This window comes from Megalodesulfovibrio paquesii, assembly GCF_054653055.1.
The window spans coordinates 242,715-260,212 of the sequence record NZ_BAAIGQ010000007.1; the positions used below are offsets into that span (position 1 = coordinate 242,715).

The following is a 17,498-nucleotide window of genomic DNA, read 5'->3' on the forward strand; positions in this document are numbered from 1 at the left end:
TGTGCATGATTGCAGAAAGTTAGAAATGTCAGGGACCCGTATCTCTATGTTGACACTATGTTGGGAATGTGTTGATTCATGCAGCCATGCTGGCGAAGTTGAAACGCGCATGACACCACCTGAGGAAACACCTCGGCCTCCCGTGAGCTTACTCGGCACGATACTTTCCTCATCCGGCTTGAAATTGGCTGAAAGAGCCCAAGGGTATGAGGGTTTGTGAAATCTCGGACAGGTTGCCAGTGCGTGCCCTTTTACCGAAGTCTGTAGCAATTGATAAAACTGCAAGAGGCATTGTAGGGTGGCTGTACCTGCTGCACAACAAAAGTTGAGGTAGTTTGTTGAGTTGAAAAAATATGGGAAACTGCAACAAGAGGCCGTGAAATAAGCTGACTAGCTTCATTTAAATGAATAAAAGTAGATTTCAGGTAATGCAGGTGTCGAGTTTCGCAGGGCTTTTGCAGGAATACAATCCGATGCAGTAAAGAGATGAGATGGAAATGAATACACATGAAATCAAAAACTACGTGGTTCAGTTGATAGCATCATCAGTTGTCACGGAAAGTGATACCAGGTTGAGTAATCTGCTGGAGTTCTTGTCTGTTGTGGCTCCACAGGAAAACAAAGAAGGCCCCCTGACCCGGTGGTGTCAGCGCATTCCTTCTCTTTTGCCTGAGCTGTACGAACGATGGGCCTCTCAGTTTGCAGAGAGAATGCTGGAGACCATTCCTCAAAATCAGTTGGAACTCTTATGTAATGGCGAACAAGAGAATGATGCGGCCTTGAAGTTGGCTTTCGTGATGTTTATGGAGTCCGAGCGCATGGAAAAGCAAGTTATTCAAGACCTCACGAGCGGTGCTTTCAAATCAAACACCGAAGAAGATCAGTTGCTTTTGGATACTCTGGCGCAGGCGCTGTCATCTCGTCTCCGTCAACAATAGAGCTGTGGAGACGAGACGACAGCAGGTTACTTGCACCAGAACGTACGCAAGCATCGTTTAGGATAGTTCGTCGATTCGCAACATGCTATTGCACTTCGGGCAGCATTGCACTTTTTCACCACTAAAGTATGCAATGCACCAGAATAATGCTTTCCAACGATCGCCGCGCGATGAAAACTGGACAACAATTTTTTGACCGCAACTGCAGTATCTTTCTTGCATTTGAATCTCCTTTGCGTATGGAAAATCACGGCATAGTGCTAGCGGTACTCCCGACAACTCCAAATCATTTTCCCAATAACCCGGACATGCTCAAGCTCCTCACCGTGTAACACTATTGGTGTGTAGTCCGTATTGTCGGATCGCAACACCAACGCGCCAGGACGCCGCTCTATGCGTTTCAACATGACGGTATCTTCAAGGCCAATGGCATAAATTGATCCGGCAATGATTTGTTTGTTGCTTTGGTCAATCAGGGCCATATCGCCTTCAACTATCAACGGTTCCATTGAATTTCCAAATACATCCATCAGGACCATTGCGTTTGGCTGTCCCTTCCGCAACAGCCAGCTGCTTTTAAATGCATAGTATTCCTGAACGGCGTCGCTCACTTCAAAAGAACCACTACCGGCGCAAAGCCGCGCTTGAACTTTTGGAATTTGAATAAGTTCGTCCTCTGCCGTAGGCGCCGAGAGGCTTGGCGGCCCATGCCCAAGGGAAAGCCATTGGGGGGACAAATTGTGTTTACGCGAAAGAATGGCCACCCAACTCTCAGGGACAATGTTCCGCAGTTTTGCCTGAGTGATTGCAGAACGGTTGATGCCCAAGGCGCGTGCCAAATCTTGTTGCGATGTAAGCCCAAGCAGCTGGGAAACCCGCTGGAAAAATGGCTCAAATTCAATCAGATATTTCATGCCTCCTCCTTCTGTTTATTTTTATAAACAAATTGCTCTTGCTGCGCAACTGTTTTCTTGCTTGCTCCATTGTTTCGGATGGCTTAAAGAACAAGCATTAACGTGAACTCGCCAAGAGGAATGTATGGAATCCAGTAAGTTGTTGCATGATTTTTCTTTCTTGACCCACCAGCTCCCGCGTACCTGGCTTGTGACAGGAGTTGCGGGCTTTATTGGTTCCAATCTTCTGGAATATTTATTGTTATTGAGTCAAAATGTAGTGGGGTTGGACAATTTCTCTACAGGTAGCCATCAGAACTTGGACGGCGTCCGCAAGGCTGTTGGAGAAGAAAGATGGGCAAGGTTTTCGCTCATCACGGGGGATATATGTAATGAGGCAGATTGTTATTCTGCTTTGCAACATGTAGATATTGTACTGCATCAAGCTGCGCTTGGTTCTGTTCCTCGGTCTATTGAAGATCCAATTTCTACAAATGCATCAAACATTACTGGCTTTCTTACACTCCTTACTGCAGCAAAAAAATCTGGTGTCCGACGTTTTGTATATGCGGCGTCGAGTTCAACGTATGGGGACTCCCCTTCTTTGCCAAAGGTGGAGCATGTAATTGGAAGGCCACTGTCCCCTTATGCAGTGACCAAACTTGTTAACGAACTCTATGCAGATGTATTTTCCAAGACTTACGGCATTGAATGTATTGGTCTGAGGTATTTTAACATTTATGGACGTCGCCAAAGCCCTGCTGGTGCCTATGCCGCAGTGATACCACTTTGGTTTAAGGGAATGTTGCGCAATGATGATATTTTTATTAACGGCGACGGAAGTACCTCCCGTGATTTCTGTCATGTCGATAATGCAGTTCAGGCTAATCTTTTGGCCGGATTGACTGAAAACCAGGAGGCAGTTAATCAAGTTTATAATGTTGCCTGTGGAAGCCAAACTACCTTGAATGATTTGTTTATGCTGATTCGCGAAAATGTTGCCGGTCAGTTTCCTCTCGTGGCTTCACGGCAGCCGAAGTACCGTGATTTCAGGGTCGGCGACGTGAAGCATTCGCTTGCGGATATTTCCAAGGCGCGCAGGCTGCTTGGGTATGCCCCTTATTTTATGCTTCCAGAAGGCTTGCGACAAACCGCGGCTTGGTACATCGCAAGTCTGGCTTCGTGAAGCATTGTGGATTGACAGCCTGAGGGGGGACATATAAATAAAGTAGTCTCAGGAATTTGTGTGGTGTCTGAAGCGTTGTTTCAGTGAGGGAATGCTGGGCTGGTATGACCATACATGGAGCCGCATATGCGAACTGTGTTGATCTGCATGGCGTTTGTCATTGGGATAATCGCACAAGCGCACGCGTTTTCATTCTCGGAATCTGAGCAAAAAGAGCAGGTTGAAGATCAAGCGCGTGCAGCGCGAATTATGGATCAGCTTTCAACGCCTTGCCGGAATAGTCTCAAAGGGCAAAAAATTGCTGTTCTCATTGCGGAACGCCATGGAGGAAATCTTCAGGTCGGTGGAAATCATGGCCTTTTGCACGATGCACTGAATGCTAAATTGCAGGCTTTGGGCTTGCAGACGTACTCACAGGCACAGATCAATTCGCAAATCGCCGCTGCTCAGATCAGAGCTGTTTTGAATAATGATCCAGATGCGGCACTTTCAGCTGCCAATAGATTGGGCGCTGCATTTTTTTTGAAAGGCATCATCTCTTCCAGAGCCAATCACGCCATGACAATGAACGTCAAGGGGGCTCAAATGAATGTGAATGATGTAACTGTTACCATTCAATTGACCCTTACGCGTGGTGCGAAACAGGTATCTCATGTTTCTGCAACGGAGTCTTCCTGGGCTGGTGCAGACACTGTAGGAGTGGCATTGGATATCGTTGAACGACAGGCTTCTGGCCTGATCGCTCAAATGTACCAGGATTTCTGCACGCAAGGCGGTAAGTAATGAGCCTCTTACACTTTCTGACTGTGCAATTGGCAAGTTCTTTTCGTGGCATTGCAACAGTCCAATTTTTGAGTGTTCTGTTTATTGTTGTTTCAATAGCTTTTTCCAGCCCTGAACGTGTGTATTCTAAGACTGCAAAACCCACTACTGCGGAACCCGTTGCAGCCCCTGCCGAGGCAAGCAGTAAAACCCTTATTGTCTCTGTTGAAGGACTGGCTGATCCCAATGCGGACACGTACCAGCGAGACAAGGGACTTTTATTGGATGCGTTGCGTCGAGATGCCAAATCGCAGTGCCTTGAAAAGGCTGTCGGTGCTTATGTTGAAACTAATACGTTGATGGAAAATTACACGCTTATTCGTGATCAGGTACTTAGCCGCAGCCAGGGGTTGATTAAGCAGGTTCTCAAGGAAAGCGATCCCTGGATTGGGGAAGACGGTTTTTCACATTTGTTGATGAAGTGCGAAGTCTATGTCGGCGGAGTTCAGGATGCGTTGCGGGAGACTTCGCGGAATGAGAGGCGAATGCTGCTAAAAGAGGTGGGTGATCCGCGCATTTCTGTAGCCATATTTGTGCGAGATGCCGATCGTAGTACTGATACCGAGGTCATTCGTTCTGATATTGCGGAAAATATTCTCAAAGAGCGAATTCAAAGTTTTGGATACCGCGTGTGGTCTGAAGAAATGGCAACAACCTTGGAAGCTGAATTGCGTTCCAAATCTACTGCGGAGAACCAGGTTCAGACCACGGTGGAAGCCAAACGTAGCATGGCCGCGGATTTCTTTATTAAGGGTGAAGCAAAGTTCAAAAAAATTTCCGTCACCTTGCCGCCTTCCGGGGTGACCGTGAGCAAGTATGCCCTTACCTCGTGGTCAGTGAAGTGCATTGATACCCGTACGGGTGAAGAATTGTTGTACAATAATCAGGTGCCCAAAAAGCAGACCTGGCCGGATGAAGATCAGGCCATTGAGGCTATTGGGCAGTTGATTGGCGCTGAATTTTCCAAGGATTTCTTTACAAATCACCTTCAGGCGCCTTCTCAGATGTATCAGCTTGAAGTTCTCGGATTGCCCAACTACGAAACCGGCCAGCTGCTCCGCAAAGAGTTTATTGGCTTGCGACCGGTTTTGAATATCGACTTTAGAAATTTTGATCGCAACGGGCTTTCGCTGTACGAAGTGGAGTTTGCCGGGGGGCGTTCGAATTTTAATGATCTGGTCCATGCATCCATTCTTGGTCCTTTAAACAAGAAGATCGGACAGTCCGCGTTCAGTCTGGAGTCTGCACAGGGGCAGGTTGTTCGTATCGCATTCAAGTCCTCCCTGACTGCCGAAGAGATTTCGCAACGCCTCAATGGCGTTGTTCCCAGCCAGCTTGCTGACGCAGCGCCTGAGCGGCTGCGGGATTTGATTAAAAGCGAACAAGCCTTGCAAAAAGTTGCTGAGCTGGCGCCCGAGGCAGTCAAAAAGCTTGAGGGCAGCGCTTCGCCGTCCGGGACTTTGGACGCGGTCAAGAGTTTCTAATGTGGCTGGGGAGGAGTGTGCTACAGGGTAACTGAAGTAACTATTTTAGGGGAGAGGAAGCACGTGAGCAAACTGCGTAATTTGCTTTTCGTTTTGTTTGCGCTGGCGAGTCTTGCTTTGATGGGGTGTCAAGGCACTGCCTCGCAAAGAGCAAACGCCCAGGCAGATCAGGCAATGTATAAGCCAGTGGCTTATGCGAATCAAAATGTGCAGGGTCCCTCTTTGGTGGTCATTCCTGGCGAATTCAAATCCGTTAACGTGAGCTTTTCGAACAAAATCACTCCGAACAACATTGCCGACTGGGGTGAATTGGAACTGACCAAGGCCAACTTCCAGGTGCTGGAACGTTCTGATCTTGGGCCCATGCTTGAGGAAATTGCCTTGGCAGCCAACATGGGGGACACCAAGGGGCTGCAAAAGTTTCGGAAAGGAAAATTTGAAACGACCAAGTGGTTCATCAAGTTTGACATATTGAAGGCAGAACCGGTTGCTTCCGTGCAGCAAGGGTTCGACGGCCGCGCTCTTGGCGCCATTGCTGGTGGCGTGCTGGGTCAGACTGTTGGCTATGGTGCAGGGTACGCGGCAGAAGCGGGCGTTGGCTCCATCCACTCCAGCGAGGCGGCTGGTATTTGGATTGTGGGCATGCGTTACAAAATTCTGGACGCTTCAACGGGACAGCAGGTTTCCACCGGCTATTTTGAAGAAAAGATGGAGCTTGGCGCAAAAAGCGGTGGAGCGCTCGGGTTTTCCCAGTCAGAACAACACGGCGTCTCGCTGGACACCATGTCTCAGCGTCTTGTGCAACGTTGTGTGCAAGAAATTGACCGCCAAAAATAACTTTTGATGCAACGCCAGCCACACAAGGCTGGCGTTGTTCGCTAGGGAGGCATACTTCATGCGCATACGTTCATTTTCCATTTTGTTGGCCTTGGCTGTTCTCTTGTTTGCGAGCGCCTGTAAACAGCAGCCAACGCCTGTGACCACTCTGCCGCAGCCCACGGCAATGGATTTCTTTAATGATGGACTCAACTACTACAACAGCGCCCAGTATGGCGCCGCGGCACAAGCTTTTGAAAATGCGGTGGCCATGATGCCGAGCATGGTTGATGCGCACTACTACCGTGGCATGTGCTATGTGCAGCAAGGGCAGAGCATGCGTGCGGAAGAGGCGTTTCGGGCTGCACTGCGTTACAATCCCAATCATTTGCTGACGCGTGAGGCGCTGGGACAACTGTACTTTACCACGGGTCGTCCTCTTCCGGCCAAGGCGGAACTCGAAACTGCCCGGGCATTGAACAGTGTGAACCCTACGGTGTATCTGTATCTCGGCAAGTTGTACCTGGCAGAGCGCAATTGCAAGGATGCGATTCTTTCCCTTGAACATGCATTGCGTTTGAATCCTGGGTATGCCGAAGCGCAAATGGAGCTTTCCAGGGCCAAGTCCGTTTGTCGTAGCACGCCCAAGCCTGCCACGCCCAAGGTTCGGGAAGAAAAAAGCTTCAAGGGCGGCGCCAAAGCGCTCGACCCCAGCGAATTCTAGGTGAACCATGAAGACGTGCTCGCGCGCATTCCTCATGGCAGTGTCGCTTTGGATGGTGGTGGCGGGGATTTTTCCCGCCACCTGCCTTCCCCAGAATTCGCCATTGCTAGAGCAACACGCTGCCCGGAAACGTGCTGCGCGCGATATCGTCCTGGAGGCGCTCCGGGCCAAGGGCCTTTTGCCTGCCAACGGCGTCATTGAATTTTCCGCCAGAACCTCGCCGGACCCTGCCAATGCATCGCAGTTGCGAATCCACATTGACTCCATCCGCATCGTGCCTTTGCCGGGTTCGCCCGCTACAACGGCTCCGGGAGTCGAGTTCCCGCCAGCGCAGGGGGAAAGTCTGCTTGCGCAGATTAAAGTGTCGAGAAATGTCGAATACATGGAGCTCGACATCCCGGTGCAGCAAGAGCCGGAATTGAAAGTTCAGCACTCGTTCCGCATGGAGTCAGGCGAGTTGCAGGATGACTTGTCGGGTGGCCTTCCAGAGGTGCTTCCGCCGGCAGAAACTCCTGAATCCGGGGTGCCGCCTGTTGCGTCGTCTCAGGATGAGGAAACCAGCGGACGAGAAGCTGCAACGTCGGGCGGGACAGAAGGGAATGCTTCGGGGGAGCCCTGGTACAAACACATCCAATGATGCATTGAATGACTCGGGAGATGCATATGAATCGCTATCTGCCTGTTTTTTGCGCACTCTTTGTATTATTGTTCGCCTCCTCGGGGGTGGCGGCCAATAAAGAACTGATGTCTGTAAAGATGGCCAAGCAGGATTTGTCCCGCAACATTGTCGAATCCATTGTGGGATACAAAGTAAAAAGTGAATCGCAAATGGGGTTGACGGAAGATCCCCGTTACGAAGTGCAGTCCAAATCCGCCGCCGTGGTCAAGGGTGTGGTGGTGGACAAGATGATTTACGACAAGGAAAAGGACATCGCGCTGGCCTTCGGGCATATCGATCTGGGAACCATCGACAATGTTCTTGGGCAGCGGATCAGCTTCAAGGGCGTTACCGTGCGGTCCATCGGCTTTGGCACCATGACTCAGGGTTCGCGGCCGCCGCTCATGGCGCTCCGGGCCGCGTTGTTGAATGCCTATGACCAGATGGCCGAACTGCTGGTGGGTGAGAAGATTCTCTCCAAGAGCCGTACGGAAAACTACGTGCTTACCGAAGACATCAACCATGCCAAAGTGTGCGCCGCCGTTTTTGGAGCATACATTCCGAACATTGATCTCAACTCCCCCAACCGGGGCTGGGGCTGGGACGAAAGCGGCAATGCATTTGTCCGCTTGCAGCTTGATGTGCGGACGGTCAAGGATGTGATGGGTAACAGATTGCGCTACACTGACGGTGATCACATCGTCGAGGTGCTTGGGCAGGGCTCGCAGACGGATGATCTGAATCCGGATCCGGGTAACATGGTGCAGCAGCCCAAGGCGCAGCCACAGTACATGGATCTGAATGTGCCGGGCGTGTCGCAGTAGGGAACACGGGTACAACTGGAAAAGCCGCCCTTCATGCAGGAGGGCGGCTTTTGCGTGCTTACAGCCAGCGTCCGGCCAGGGGCATGCGCCAGCCCTGGCCAAAGGCGCGGTCGGTGATTTTCAGGCCCGGGGCAGCCTGGCGGCGTTTGAATTCGGCGCGTTGCACCAGACGGACCACCTTGTCCACGGTTTCCTGGTCAAACCCGCGCTCCACAATGGCTGTGGGGCTGATGCGATCTTCGACGTACGCCTTGAGGATGGCATCCAGGATGTCATATGGCGGCAGGCTGTCCTGATCCTTCTGATCCGGCCGCAGCTCGGCCGAAGGGGCCTTGTCGATGATTGCAACCGGGATGGGCTCGCCAAACCGGGCATTCACATGGCGGGAAAGGGCATAGACCGTGGTTTTGGGCAGATCGGCGATGACAGCCAGACCGCCGCACATGTCACCATAAATCGTCGCATAGCCTACGGAAAGCTCGCTTTTGTTGCCCGTGGTCAGCAGCAGGCGGCCCTGTTTGTTGGAGATGGCCATGAGCAGGCCGCCGCGGATGCGCGACTGCATGTTTTCTTCGGTCACGTCCTGGGGCAGGCCGGCAAAGGGTTCGGCCAGGGCGCGTTCGTAGGCCTGCATCAGGTCGCTGATGGGCAGGGTGATGCAGGCGATGCCCGTGCGCCGGCAGAGTTCGTAGGAGTCGTCCAGGGAGCCGCGGCTGGAGTAGGGCGAGGGCAGGCAGACGGCCAGCACCTTGTCCGGCCCCAGGGCCTGGGCGGCCAGCACGGCGGTGAGGGCGGAATCGATGCCGCCGGAGAGGCCCAGCACCACGCGGGAGAAGCCGGTCTTGGCCAGATAATCCTTCAGCCCGCGGATGAGGGCCAGACGGATTTCCTCTTCTGGCGCGGGGTCTTCCGCAGTCATGGAGCCGCCGCGTTCCGAGTCCAGCAGCAGCACTTCCTCCTCAAAGGCCTGGGCGCGGGCGATGCAGCGGCCCGTGGCGTCAAAGGCCATGGAGCGGCCGTCAAAGAGCAGATCGTCGTTGCCACCAACCTGATTCACATAGTAAATCGGCAGCTTGTATTTACGGGCCACGGCAGCCAGCATGGCCTCGCGCGTGGCCTGCTTGCCGGCGGTGAAGGGCGACCCGGAAAGATTGACGATGCAGTCCACCCCCTGGGCCTTGAGGATGGCCACAGGGTCTGTGGCGTACTGTCGGCGCTGCCAGAAGTCTATGTCATTCCAGACGTCCTCGCAGATGGTCACGCCGATGCGCAGGCCGTTCAGCTCAAAATATCCAGGCTCCCCGCCGGGCTCAAAGTACCGGGCTTCGTCAAACACATCATAGGTGGGGAGCAGGCATTTGTGGAATTGCTGTGTGATGGCACCGTGTTGCAACAGTACGGCACCATTGTACAAAAACTTGCCGCCATCCGAACAGCAGGAGGGGCGGGGCAGGGCCATGCCTACCAGCAGGGCCGGGCCATCAGCCAGTTCGCGGGCCAGATTTTCCAGCACGGCCATGCTGCGGGCCAGAAAGTCCTCATACAGCAGCAGGTCGCGCGGAGGATAGCCGGGAATGGCCAGTTCCGGGGAAATGCACAGCTGCGCGCCAGCAGCGGCAGCCTGGCGGGACATGGCGGCCAGCCGGGCGGCATTGCCCGTCAGGTCGCCCACGGTGGGGTTGCATTGGAGCAGGGCGATGTGCATGGCGCGACTCTACGCGTGCTCGTGCTCTCGGTAAAGCGGGGCAGCCGCCTTGCAGCGAATTTTCCTTGGGTATTGGAGAAATCGGGAGTGGCGGACTATTCGAGACCGTCCCGCAGGCTGTCTGCGCCCTGTTCGAGCATGCGCATGATGGCCTGGGTGGCGTTGTCGTCCCGGGTGGGCATGGGGCCAAAGGTGCCACCCATGGGAGACGTCAGAGGCAACGGCGGAACCGTCGGAACCGGCGAAACCGGCGAGGGCGCTGCACGTTCCACGGGAATGGTCGCGTTGCGGTGCAGGGTGTAGACGACCTCCAGCTCCGCCTCCACCGCCGGCCCCTGGCCGGCAATGGCGCCGAGCTCCGTCACCCGGTGCAGATACACGGCCTCGCGCAGCACGTAGTCATCCTCCTCGGGAGGGCGGGTGGCATTGGCCGGCTGACCGGGAAAGGTCAGGGCCAGGCCAAGATTGCGCTGCCGCAGCTTGGTCTGGAGATCCTCGCGCACCTGGGCCAGGGCCTGTTTGCGGGCCTGGGTCAGGGCGGACTGGGTGTGGGCCGTGGCGGTTGCGGATTCCGGCAGGGTGGAGCGACCCTGGACCACCAGCCGGGCAGATCGCAGTTCCCGCTCCGGAGTAATCAGCAGAACCCGAAAGCTCAGGGCCAGCGCCGGAGTGGTGAGGCAGCCTGCCAAGGCCAGCATGAGCAGAAAAGGCAGCAGGAAAGGCACGGTGCGGCGCGGCATGGCTGGCTCAGAGCAGGTTGGCCGCCTGCATGCGCAGGTGGATCTCCCGGCTGGCCCAGGCGTCCGTGGCGGCGTAGGCAATTTGCTGGGGGGTCAGGCTGTCGCGGCCCCAGTTGGAGCAGCGCTCCTTTTTGGATATGCGAATGCCCAGGAAGTTGGCCGCCAGATTGCGCAGTCCGCAGGTGGGCAGGCTGTGCAGCCGGGCCACCTGGCCAAGATCCACAAATCCCGCGGCAGTGAACTGCATCACCTCCCGCAGCTCCCGCACGTCGTCATGCACGGCCACGCCGGTCTTGACGGTGCCGGGGTCGCTGAGCAGCGATTCCAGCACATTCGGCAGGGGCATACGGCAGAGTTGAAACAAATAGACAGCATTGGCCGTGGCCAGCTGCAGCAGGGAGAGCGGAAAGCTCTGGCCCTTGCGAAAGGTCGGTCGGCGTTCGGTATCGAACCCGATGACTGGCTCGGCGATGAGGTCTTCGATGGCGGCGTCGAGGTCTCCGGCGTCGGGGAATACGTGCACAGGCCCTTCATAACGGGTCAATGGAAGGGCGTTGATGGCCTCAGGCGGCAGGGGCTGGCGGTACGCCTCCAGCGTGCTGGACCTGGGCTCGGCGAGGAACATGGACATGATGTATGGGTGCGATTGGGTTGTGACAAGCACAGCGATTAATGATAGGCGATCATAACGCAAACTGACACAAAAGCAACCCGGAGAATACCGGCATGGAAGCGGCTTTGTTTCTGACGGATCGCGGCGCAAAAGTGTTACGCCTCGCATGGCTGGCCAGCATGGCCCTGGTGACGGTGTTGTCCCTGTTGCCGGACGTTGGCCCCCCGGCTGTCTTTGACCATGCGGACCTGGCCGCCCACCTGATTGCCTACGGCTGGCTGGCCTTTCTCCCGCGGCTGGCCCTGCGCGAAGGTGACCGGGCCTGGGCCTGGCGCATGCTCCTGCTGGGCCTGGGCCTGGAACTGCTCCAGGGGCTGACGCCTTACCGCTCCCTCTCGGCCCTGGACATGGCCGCCAACACCACAGGTGTGGCCCTGGGCGTCTGGCTGGGCGGATGGAGCCGGACCCGTCTGCCACTGACCTGATCCTGTCTGCCGTTGACCTGATCCCTCCTTTTCTGGCCTCCTCCTCTTCTTGCTCTTGGCAGGTCGTTTTGCTACGGGTTTCCATGCGTGTGAAAAAACGCGACAAATCAGGAATCGACAGAATCTGGACAGCCAGAATGGGGAGCCCATGCCCATGAATACAGGCTCAGTGCTGCTCGTTACCCTGGGGGATGCCGGCGGGCTGGGGCCGGAGCTGGCCGTGCGGGTGTTGCGACATTCGCCGCTGGCGGCACAGTGGCGGCTGCTCATGCTCGGCAGCGCCGCCTCCCTGGGGCTGCACCTGATCCGGCGGGGGGAATCGCCATGTTATACGGTGGTATCTCAGGACCAGGACTTCGCCGCCCTCACGCCCGGCGTGTATCTGCTGGAGCCGCCAGCCCTGGCAGGCTGCGCCCCTGAAATCGGCCGCCCCACGGTGGAAGGCGGCCGCTCGGCCGGCGCGGCCCTGGAGCTGGCCTGCGCGCTGCTTGCCCAGGGCCGGGCACAGGGCGTGGTTACCCTGCCGCTGCACAAGGCCATGCTCAAGGCGGCGGGCTATGATTTTCCCGGCCACACCGAACTCTTTGCCGAGCATGCCGGCCTTTCCCGCGACGACGTGACCATGCACCTGTGCGGGGACCGGCTGCGGGTCTCCCTGGTCACCACACATCCCCCCCTGGCCGCGGTACCGGGATTGATTACCAGGGAACGCGTGCTGCGGGCCATCCGGCACACGCAGCAGTTTTTGTGCGCCCTGGATCTGCCGCGCCGCCGCATGGCCGTCTGTGGGCTCAATCCGCATGCCGGGGAGAGCGGGACCATTGGCCGCGAGGAAATCAACATCATCGAGCCGGCTATGGCCCAGGCCCGGGCCGAAGGCTGCGACGTGGTCGGCCCTCTGCCCGGTGACACGGTGTTTCATCGGGCCATCCACGGCGCCGGTGGCGGCGAGTTCGACGCCGTGGTGGCCATGTATCATGATCAAGGGCTGGCGCCCCTGAAGCTCCTGCACTTCAACGAAGCGGTGAACGTGACCCTGGGCCTGCCTTTTGTGCGCACGTCCGTGGATCATGGCACCGGCTTTGATCTGGCAGGCAAGGACGCTGCATCCACAACGAGTTTCACGGCCGCGCTGGAACTGGCGGCCCGTCTGGTCACACGCTGGGAGGCGACATGTACTGCGGCATAGACGTGGGAGGCACGCACACGGACGCGGTGGTGGTGGATCGCGGCGTGGTGGTGGCATCCTGCAAGGTGCTTACGGATCATCGGAATCTGCTCATGAGCGTGCACGCGGCCCTGGAGGATGTCTGCTCGCGGGTCAAGGCCCATCGCATCGAGCGCGTCACCCTGTCCACCACGCTTTCCACCAATGCCATTGTGGAGGGCAAGACGGAGGATGCCGGCATCATTGTGTCCTCCGGACCGGGGATTGATCCGGAATCCTTCCGCTATGGCAAAGGGTTCTTCGTCATTCCCGGCTCCATCGACCACCGCGGCTTCGAAATCCAGCCCCTGGACGAGCGCGAGCTGGCCAGCACCATGACCATGTGCCGCGAGCTGGGGCTTTCCACGTACGCCGTGGTCACCAAGTTCTCCACCCGTAATCCTGCGCACGAGCTGCACATCGGCCAGGCACTGCAGGGGCAGGCCGATCATGTGACCCTGGGGCACCGGCTCTCGGGCCTGCTGAACTTCCCCCGTCGCATCGCCACGGCCACGTACAACGCTCAGGTCTGGCGGCTGTACAACCGCTTTGTGGACGCCGTGGAAACCAGCCTGCGGGAACTGGGGCTGGAAGCGCAGGTGGGCATCCTCAAGGCCGATGGCGGCACCATGCCCCTGGCGGCCTCCCGGCTCAAGCCGGTGGAGAGCATCCTCTCCGGCCCGGCGGCCAGCGTCATGGGCATGCTGGCCCTGTGCGATATTTATGAGGATGCCATCCTCCTGGATATCGGCGGCACCACCACGGATATCGCGCTGCTTTCCCAGGGAGCGCCGGTGGTGGAGGAGGGCATTGCCATGGGCAGCTACCCGACCCTGGTGCGCGCACTCAAAACGCGCAGCATCGGCGTGGGCGGGGACTCGCTGCTCACCGTGCGCGGGGGCACGGTCTTTGTGGGGCCGCGGCGCGAAGGACCGTCCATGGCTCAGGGCGGGCACGCGCCCACGCTCATCGATGCCTGCAACTACCTCGGCTACACCAGCTTCCGAGACCGCGACGCCTCCCGCCGCGGCATCGACAAGCTGGCCGCCCTGTGGGACATGTACCCTGAAAAGCTGGCCAGGGCCGCTGTGAGCACGGCGGTGGCCGCCATCAAGGAAGCGGCTCTGGAGCTGGTCCGCGAGATTAACGAAAAACCGGTTTACACCATTCACGAACTCCTCAAGGGCAAGCAGCTGGAGCCTCGCCGGGCCTACCTCATGGGGGGGCCGGCCATGGTCTTTCGCGAACTGCTGGAACAGGCCTTCGGCTTTGAGGTGGAAGCCCCCCAGCATTACGAGGTTGCCAATGCCGTGGGCGCGGCCCTGACCCGCACCACGGCCGAGCTGGAACTGACCGCAGATACCGAACGCCGCCAGCTGGTCATCCCCTCCCTGGGGCGCGTGGAGGACATTCCCGCCAAATACACCCTGGAAGACGCCAAGGCCAGGGCCAGGGACTCCCTCCTGGCCATGCTGGAGGCCCAGGGCCTGAAAGCCCGCGAGGAATACGGCGACGACGTGGAGTTCACCGAGGTCCAGAGCTTCAACATGGTGGATTTCTACGGCGCCGCCCACAAGAACATCCGCGTGAAATGCCAGATCAAGCCCGGCATTTCCGACTAAGGAGCCGCACATGCTCACCGCCAAGAACTCTCTGGGCGTTGTCTTTTTTCCGGCCTTCGACTGGGCCATCGAGGCCACGCATCCCGAACGCGAGGAGCGGCTGCTCTACACCCAGGATCAGCTGAAGGAAGAAGGCCTCTTCGACATCGAGGGCGTGGTCGAATACAAGCCCGAGGTCGCCTCCCGCCAGGATGTGGAGCGCGTGCATTTCTGCCTGCCCAGCGTGGAGACCGTGGCCACCAAGAGCCACATGATCAGTGCCGGCGGCGCCATCAAGGCCGCCCGGCTGGTCTTGGAAGGCGAAAAGGACCGCGCCTTTGCCCTGGTCCGTCCGCCAGGGCACCACGCCATGAAGGTGGTGGAGGGCAACCGGGGCTTCTGCAACATCAACATCGAAGCCGTGATGCTGGAATGGATCCGCGAGCACTACGGCCCCAAGCGCGTGGCCATTGTGGACACCGACTGCCACCACGGCGACGGCACCCAGGACATTTACTGGCACGATCCGAACACGCTCTTCATCTCCCTGCACCAGGACGGCCGTACCCTGTACCCCGGCACGGGCTTTCCCGACGAGCTCGGCGGCCCCAACGCCCTGGGCCGTACCCTGAACATCCCCCTGCCGCCCCGCACCGGGGACGAGGGCATCCTCTATGTGGTGGAACACTGCATCCTGCCGATTCTCAAGGACTTCAAGCCGGACCTGATCATCAATTCCGCCGGGCAGGACAACCACTTTACCGACCCCATCACCAACATGAACTTCTCCGCCCAAGGCTACGCCCGCCTGAACGAGCTGCTCAGGCCGGACCTGGCCGTGCTCGAAGGCGGGTATGCCATCCAGGGGGCGCTGCCGTATGTGAACCTGGGCATCTGTCTGGCCATGGCCGGGGTGGATTACTCGCATGTGCGCGAGCCGGATTTCGACCCCGCCCGCATCAAGCAGGACGTGCGGACCATGGACTTCATCAAGAAGGTCTGTGAACTGACCACCAGAAGCTACTTCCGCCCGCCCGCCCAGCCTGCGGATGGTGATATCTCCAACGGCTGGCACACCCGCATGAAGGACGTCTATTACGATACCGATGGCATCAGCGAGAGCCAGGTGGAAAGCGTCTCCCTCTGCTCGGCGTGCGGTGGCGTGCGCAAAATCGAGGTCTGGTCCTCCATCTCACCACTCTCCCTGTGCATCGAGATTCCCCAGACTGCCTGCGACCATTGCCTGGGACTGGGCAAGCGCGTCCTTGAAGAAGGCCACACCAAAGGCAACTACCGCATCATCCAGTGCATCAATCGAAAGGAAAAGGAATACACCCAGTTTGGGTTTTGATTGTTTGCCCGGCCGGCCTCGCCATGCTATTGTCACGGCAACCATGAGATAGCATGGCGCGATAGCATGACAAGGCCGGCTTTCCGGCAACACATGGTGTAAGGAGCTTGCAGGACCTGCACGTGCCAGACTCCACCCCCCCAACCGAGCATCGGGCAGAGAATGGAGAACATCCCTCCGCTGCCCCGGCCACGGACGCCTCCCCCCAAGACATGGAGGCGCTCACGCGACGTTGCCACGAGCTGGAAGAAGAACTCAAAACCATCCAGGCCATTCAACTGACGGCCGTGGAGCAGGCCCCTGTGGGGCTGCTGGTGGCCGACGCCCGGGAGCGACGCATCCGCCTGGCCAGCCTCAAGGGGTTGGGCATCCTGGGCAAGACCGACGCCAGCTGTCGCAACGCGCCCCTGCACAGCTGGAGTCTGCTGCATCCGGACGGAACGCCCTTTCAGCCCGAAGACCGCCCCCTGGAACGGGCCATGTGCAATGGCGAGGTGGTGGAAGGAGTGGAGGCCCTCATTGCAGGCGCAGACGGTGAACGACGCCACGTGACCATCAACGCGGCCCCCGTGCGTGACGAATCCGGAGAGATCGTGGCCGGGGTGTCCATTTTTCTGGACGTCACCGAGCGCCGCCGCCTGGAATGCCAGCGCACCCAGACCCTGACCTTTTTTGCCCATGATATGAAATCCCCGCTCATGGGCGCCCTGGGCCTGACCCGCCGGCTTCTGGACGGCAAGGAAGGCCCGCTTTCCGGCCGCCAGCTGGAAAATCTGGACATGGTTGCCAGCCTGCTGGACCGGGTGCTGACCCTGTCCATGGACTTTCTGGACGTGGCCCGCATGGATCAGGCCGGCTTTACCCTGGCTCGCGAACCTGTGCCGCTCGCGCCCATGCTCCAGGCCCTGGCCCGCGAGTTTCGCGAACGCGCCGAAGACAAAGGGCTGGTTTTTCACGCCGAATTGCCGCCGGAGCTCCCGGCCATCCTGGGCGATCGGCAGCGCCTTATGCGCATGGTTGCAAATTTACTGGATAATGCTGTCAAATATACCTCTGCGGGCGTTGTGGCTCTGGTGGCCCGCCGCAACGGCCGGGAGCTGGAAATTCACGTGCTGGACGATGGCCCCGGGCTTTCGGATCACGATCAGCACAATATTTTCGAGCAGTTCTTCCGGGGCGAGGCCGGCAAGGGCTCCGAGGGCTCCGGCGTGGGTCTGGCCGCAGTCAGGGCCATTGCCCAGGCCCACGGCGGCCGCGTGGCTGGGGAGAACCGCCCGGATGGCCATGGGGCGATGTTTTCCATCTGGCTGCCGCTGGCGGAGTAGGGGCGCGCCACCCCAAGGAGCACGCGGTCCAGGAACAGGCGGCCCTGGGGATCGCGGTCCTGGGGATCGATGATACCTTTGACACCACCGCAAGACGTCCTATTTATCAGAACATGACAGTCTGGA

The 17,498-nt window shown here is 57.8% G+C and carries 17 protein-coding genes; 13 read left to right on the plus strand and 4 right to left on the minus strand.

The window, feature by feature from the left end; translation table 11 throughout:
* Positions 1-491: 491 nt before the first annotated feature.
* A complete protein-coding gene (locus ACYQ00_RS17515; RefSeq protein ID WP_460033378.1) occupies positions 492-938 on the plus strand; it encodes a hypothetical protein in 447 nt (148 codons plus the stop codon).
* 260 nt (positions 939-1,198) lie between these two features.
* Here ACYQ00_RS17515 and ACYQ00_RS17520 read toward each other — a convergent pair whose 3' ends face one another.
* On the minus strand, positions 1,199-1,852 hold the full coding sequence (locus tag ACYQ00_RS17520; protein ID WP_460033379.1) for a LexA family transcriptional regulator: 654 nt from the start codon (positions 1,850-1,852) through the stop codon (positions 1,199-1,201).
* A gap of 124 nt (positions 1,853-1,976) precedes the next feature.
* Here ACYQ00_RS17520 and ACYQ00_RS17525 point away from each other — a divergent pair, with 124 nt between their 5' ends.
* The 7 genes from ACYQ00_RS17525 (at position 1,977) to ACYQ00_RS17555 (ending at position 8,345) form a co-directional block, all read left to right on the plus strand.
* A complete protein-coding gene (locus ACYQ00_RS17525; RefSeq protein WP_460033380.1) occupies positions 1,977-3,017 on the plus strand; it encodes an NAD-dependent epimerase/dehydratase family protein in 1,041 nt (346 codons plus the stop codon).
* Positions 3,018-3,143: 126 nt separating this feature from the next.
* Positions 3,144-3,800, plus strand: a complete 657-nt coding sequence (locus ACYQ00_RS17530) for a hypothetical protein (protein WP_460033381.1) — start codon at positions 3,144-3,146, stop codon at positions 3,798-3,800.
* Positions 3,800-5,323 carry a hypothetical protein gene (locus tag ACYQ00_RS17535; RefSeq protein WP_460033382.1) on the plus strand — a complete coding sequence of 508 codons (1,524 nt, stop codon included), beginning with the start codon at positions 3,800-3,802 and terminating at the stop codon, positions 5,321-5,323. Before ACYQ00_RS17530 ends, ACYQ00_RS17535 begins: the two co-directional genes overlap by 1 nt.
* A 63-nt stretch (positions 5,324-5,386) precedes the next feature.
* A complete protein-coding gene (locus ACYQ00_RS17540) occupies positions 5,387-6,160 on the plus strand; it encodes a hypothetical protein (protein ID WP_460033383.1) in 774 nt (257 codons plus the stop codon).
* A gap of 58 nt (positions 6,161-6,218) precedes the next feature.
* Positions 6,219-6,863 carry a tetratricopeptide repeat protein gene (locus ACYQ00_RS17545; protein WP_460033384.1) on the plus strand — a complete coding sequence of 215 codons (645 nt, stop codon included), beginning with the start codon at positions 6,219-6,221 and terminating at the stop codon, positions 6,861-6,863.
* Positions 6,864-6,870: 7 nt separating this feature from the next.
* Entirely contained in the window at positions 6,871-7,500 is a 630-nt protein-coding gene (locus ACYQ00_RS17550) for a hypothetical protein (protein ID WP_460033385.1), read from the plus strand.
* Positions 7,501-7,526: 26 nt separating this feature from the next.
* Positions 7,527-8,345, plus strand: coding sequence for a hypothetical protein (locus tag ACYQ00_RS17555; protein ID WP_460033386.1), 819 nt, complete (start codon positions 7,527-7,529; stop codon positions 8,343-8,345).
* Between the two features lie 58 nt (positions 8,346-8,403).
* On the opposite strand, the gene ACYQ00_RS17560 is transcribed toward ACYQ00_RS17555, so the two are convergent.
* The 3 genes from ACYQ00_RS17560 to ACYQ00_RS17570 all read right to left on the minus strand — a co-directional run bounded on the left by ACYQ00_RS17560 (position 8,404) and on the right by ACYQ00_RS17570 (position 11,421).
* A complete protein-coding gene (locus tag ACYQ00_RS17560; protein WP_460033387.1) occupies positions 8,404-10,050 on the minus strand; it encodes an NAD+ synthase in 1,647 nt (548 codons plus the stop codon).
* Between the two features lie 95 nt (positions 10,051-10,145).
* Positions 10,146-10,790, minus strand: a complete 645-nt coding sequence (locus ACYQ00_RS17565; RefSeq protein ID WP_460033388.1) for a hypothetical protein — start codon at positions 10,788-10,790, stop codon at positions 10,146-10,148.
* A gap of 7 nt (positions 10,791-10,797) precedes the next feature.
* On the minus strand, positions 10,798-11,421 hold the full coding sequence (locus ACYQ00_RS17570; protein WP_460033389.1) for a 3'-5' exonuclease: 624 nt from the start codon (positions 11,419-11,421) through the stop codon (positions 10,798-10,800).
* A gap of 95 nt (positions 11,422-11,516) precedes the next feature.
* Here ACYQ00_RS17570 and ACYQ00_RS17575 point away from each other — a divergent pair, with 95 nt between their 5' ends.
* The 5 genes from ACYQ00_RS17575 to ACYQ00_RS17595 all read left to right on the plus strand — a co-directional run bounded on the left by ACYQ00_RS17575 (position 11,517) and on the right by ACYQ00_RS17595 (position 17,372).
* Positions 11,517-11,888, plus strand: coding sequence for a VanZ family protein (locus ACYQ00_RS17575; RefSeq protein WP_460033390.1), 372 nt, complete (start codon positions 11,517-11,519; stop codon positions 11,886-11,888).
* Positions 11,889-12,042: 154 nt separating this feature from the next.
* Positions 12,043-13,077 carry a 4-hydroxythreonine-4-phosphate dehydrogenase PdxA gene (gene pdxA / locus ACYQ00_RS17580; protein ID WP_460033391.1) on the plus strand — a complete coding sequence of 345 codons (1,035 nt, stop codon included), beginning with the start codon at positions 12,043-12,045 and terminating at the stop codon, positions 13,075-13,077.
* Complete coding sequence (locus ACYQ00_RS17585; protein ID WP_460033392.1) at positions 13,062-14,717, plus strand: hydantoinase/oxoprolinase family protein; 1,656 nt, start codon at positions 13,062-13,064, stop codon at positions 14,715-14,717. The genes pdxA and ACYQ00_RS17585 overlap by 16 nt, the downstream gene beginning before the upstream one ends.
* A 10-nt stretch (positions 14,718-14,727) precedes the next feature.
* Entirely contained in the window at positions 14,728-16,047 is a 1,320-nt protein-coding gene (locus ACYQ00_RS17590) for a histone deacetylase family protein (protein WP_460033393.1), read from the plus strand.
* A 122-nt stretch (positions 16,048-16,169) separates the two neighbouring features.
* Positions 16,170-17,372 carry a sensor histidine kinase gene (locus ACYQ00_RS17595; protein WP_460033394.1) on the plus strand — a complete coding sequence of 401 codons (1,203 nt, stop codon included), beginning with the start codon at positions 16,170-16,172 and terminating at the stop codon, positions 17,370-17,372.
* Positions 17,373-17,498: the final 126 nt, after the last annotated feature.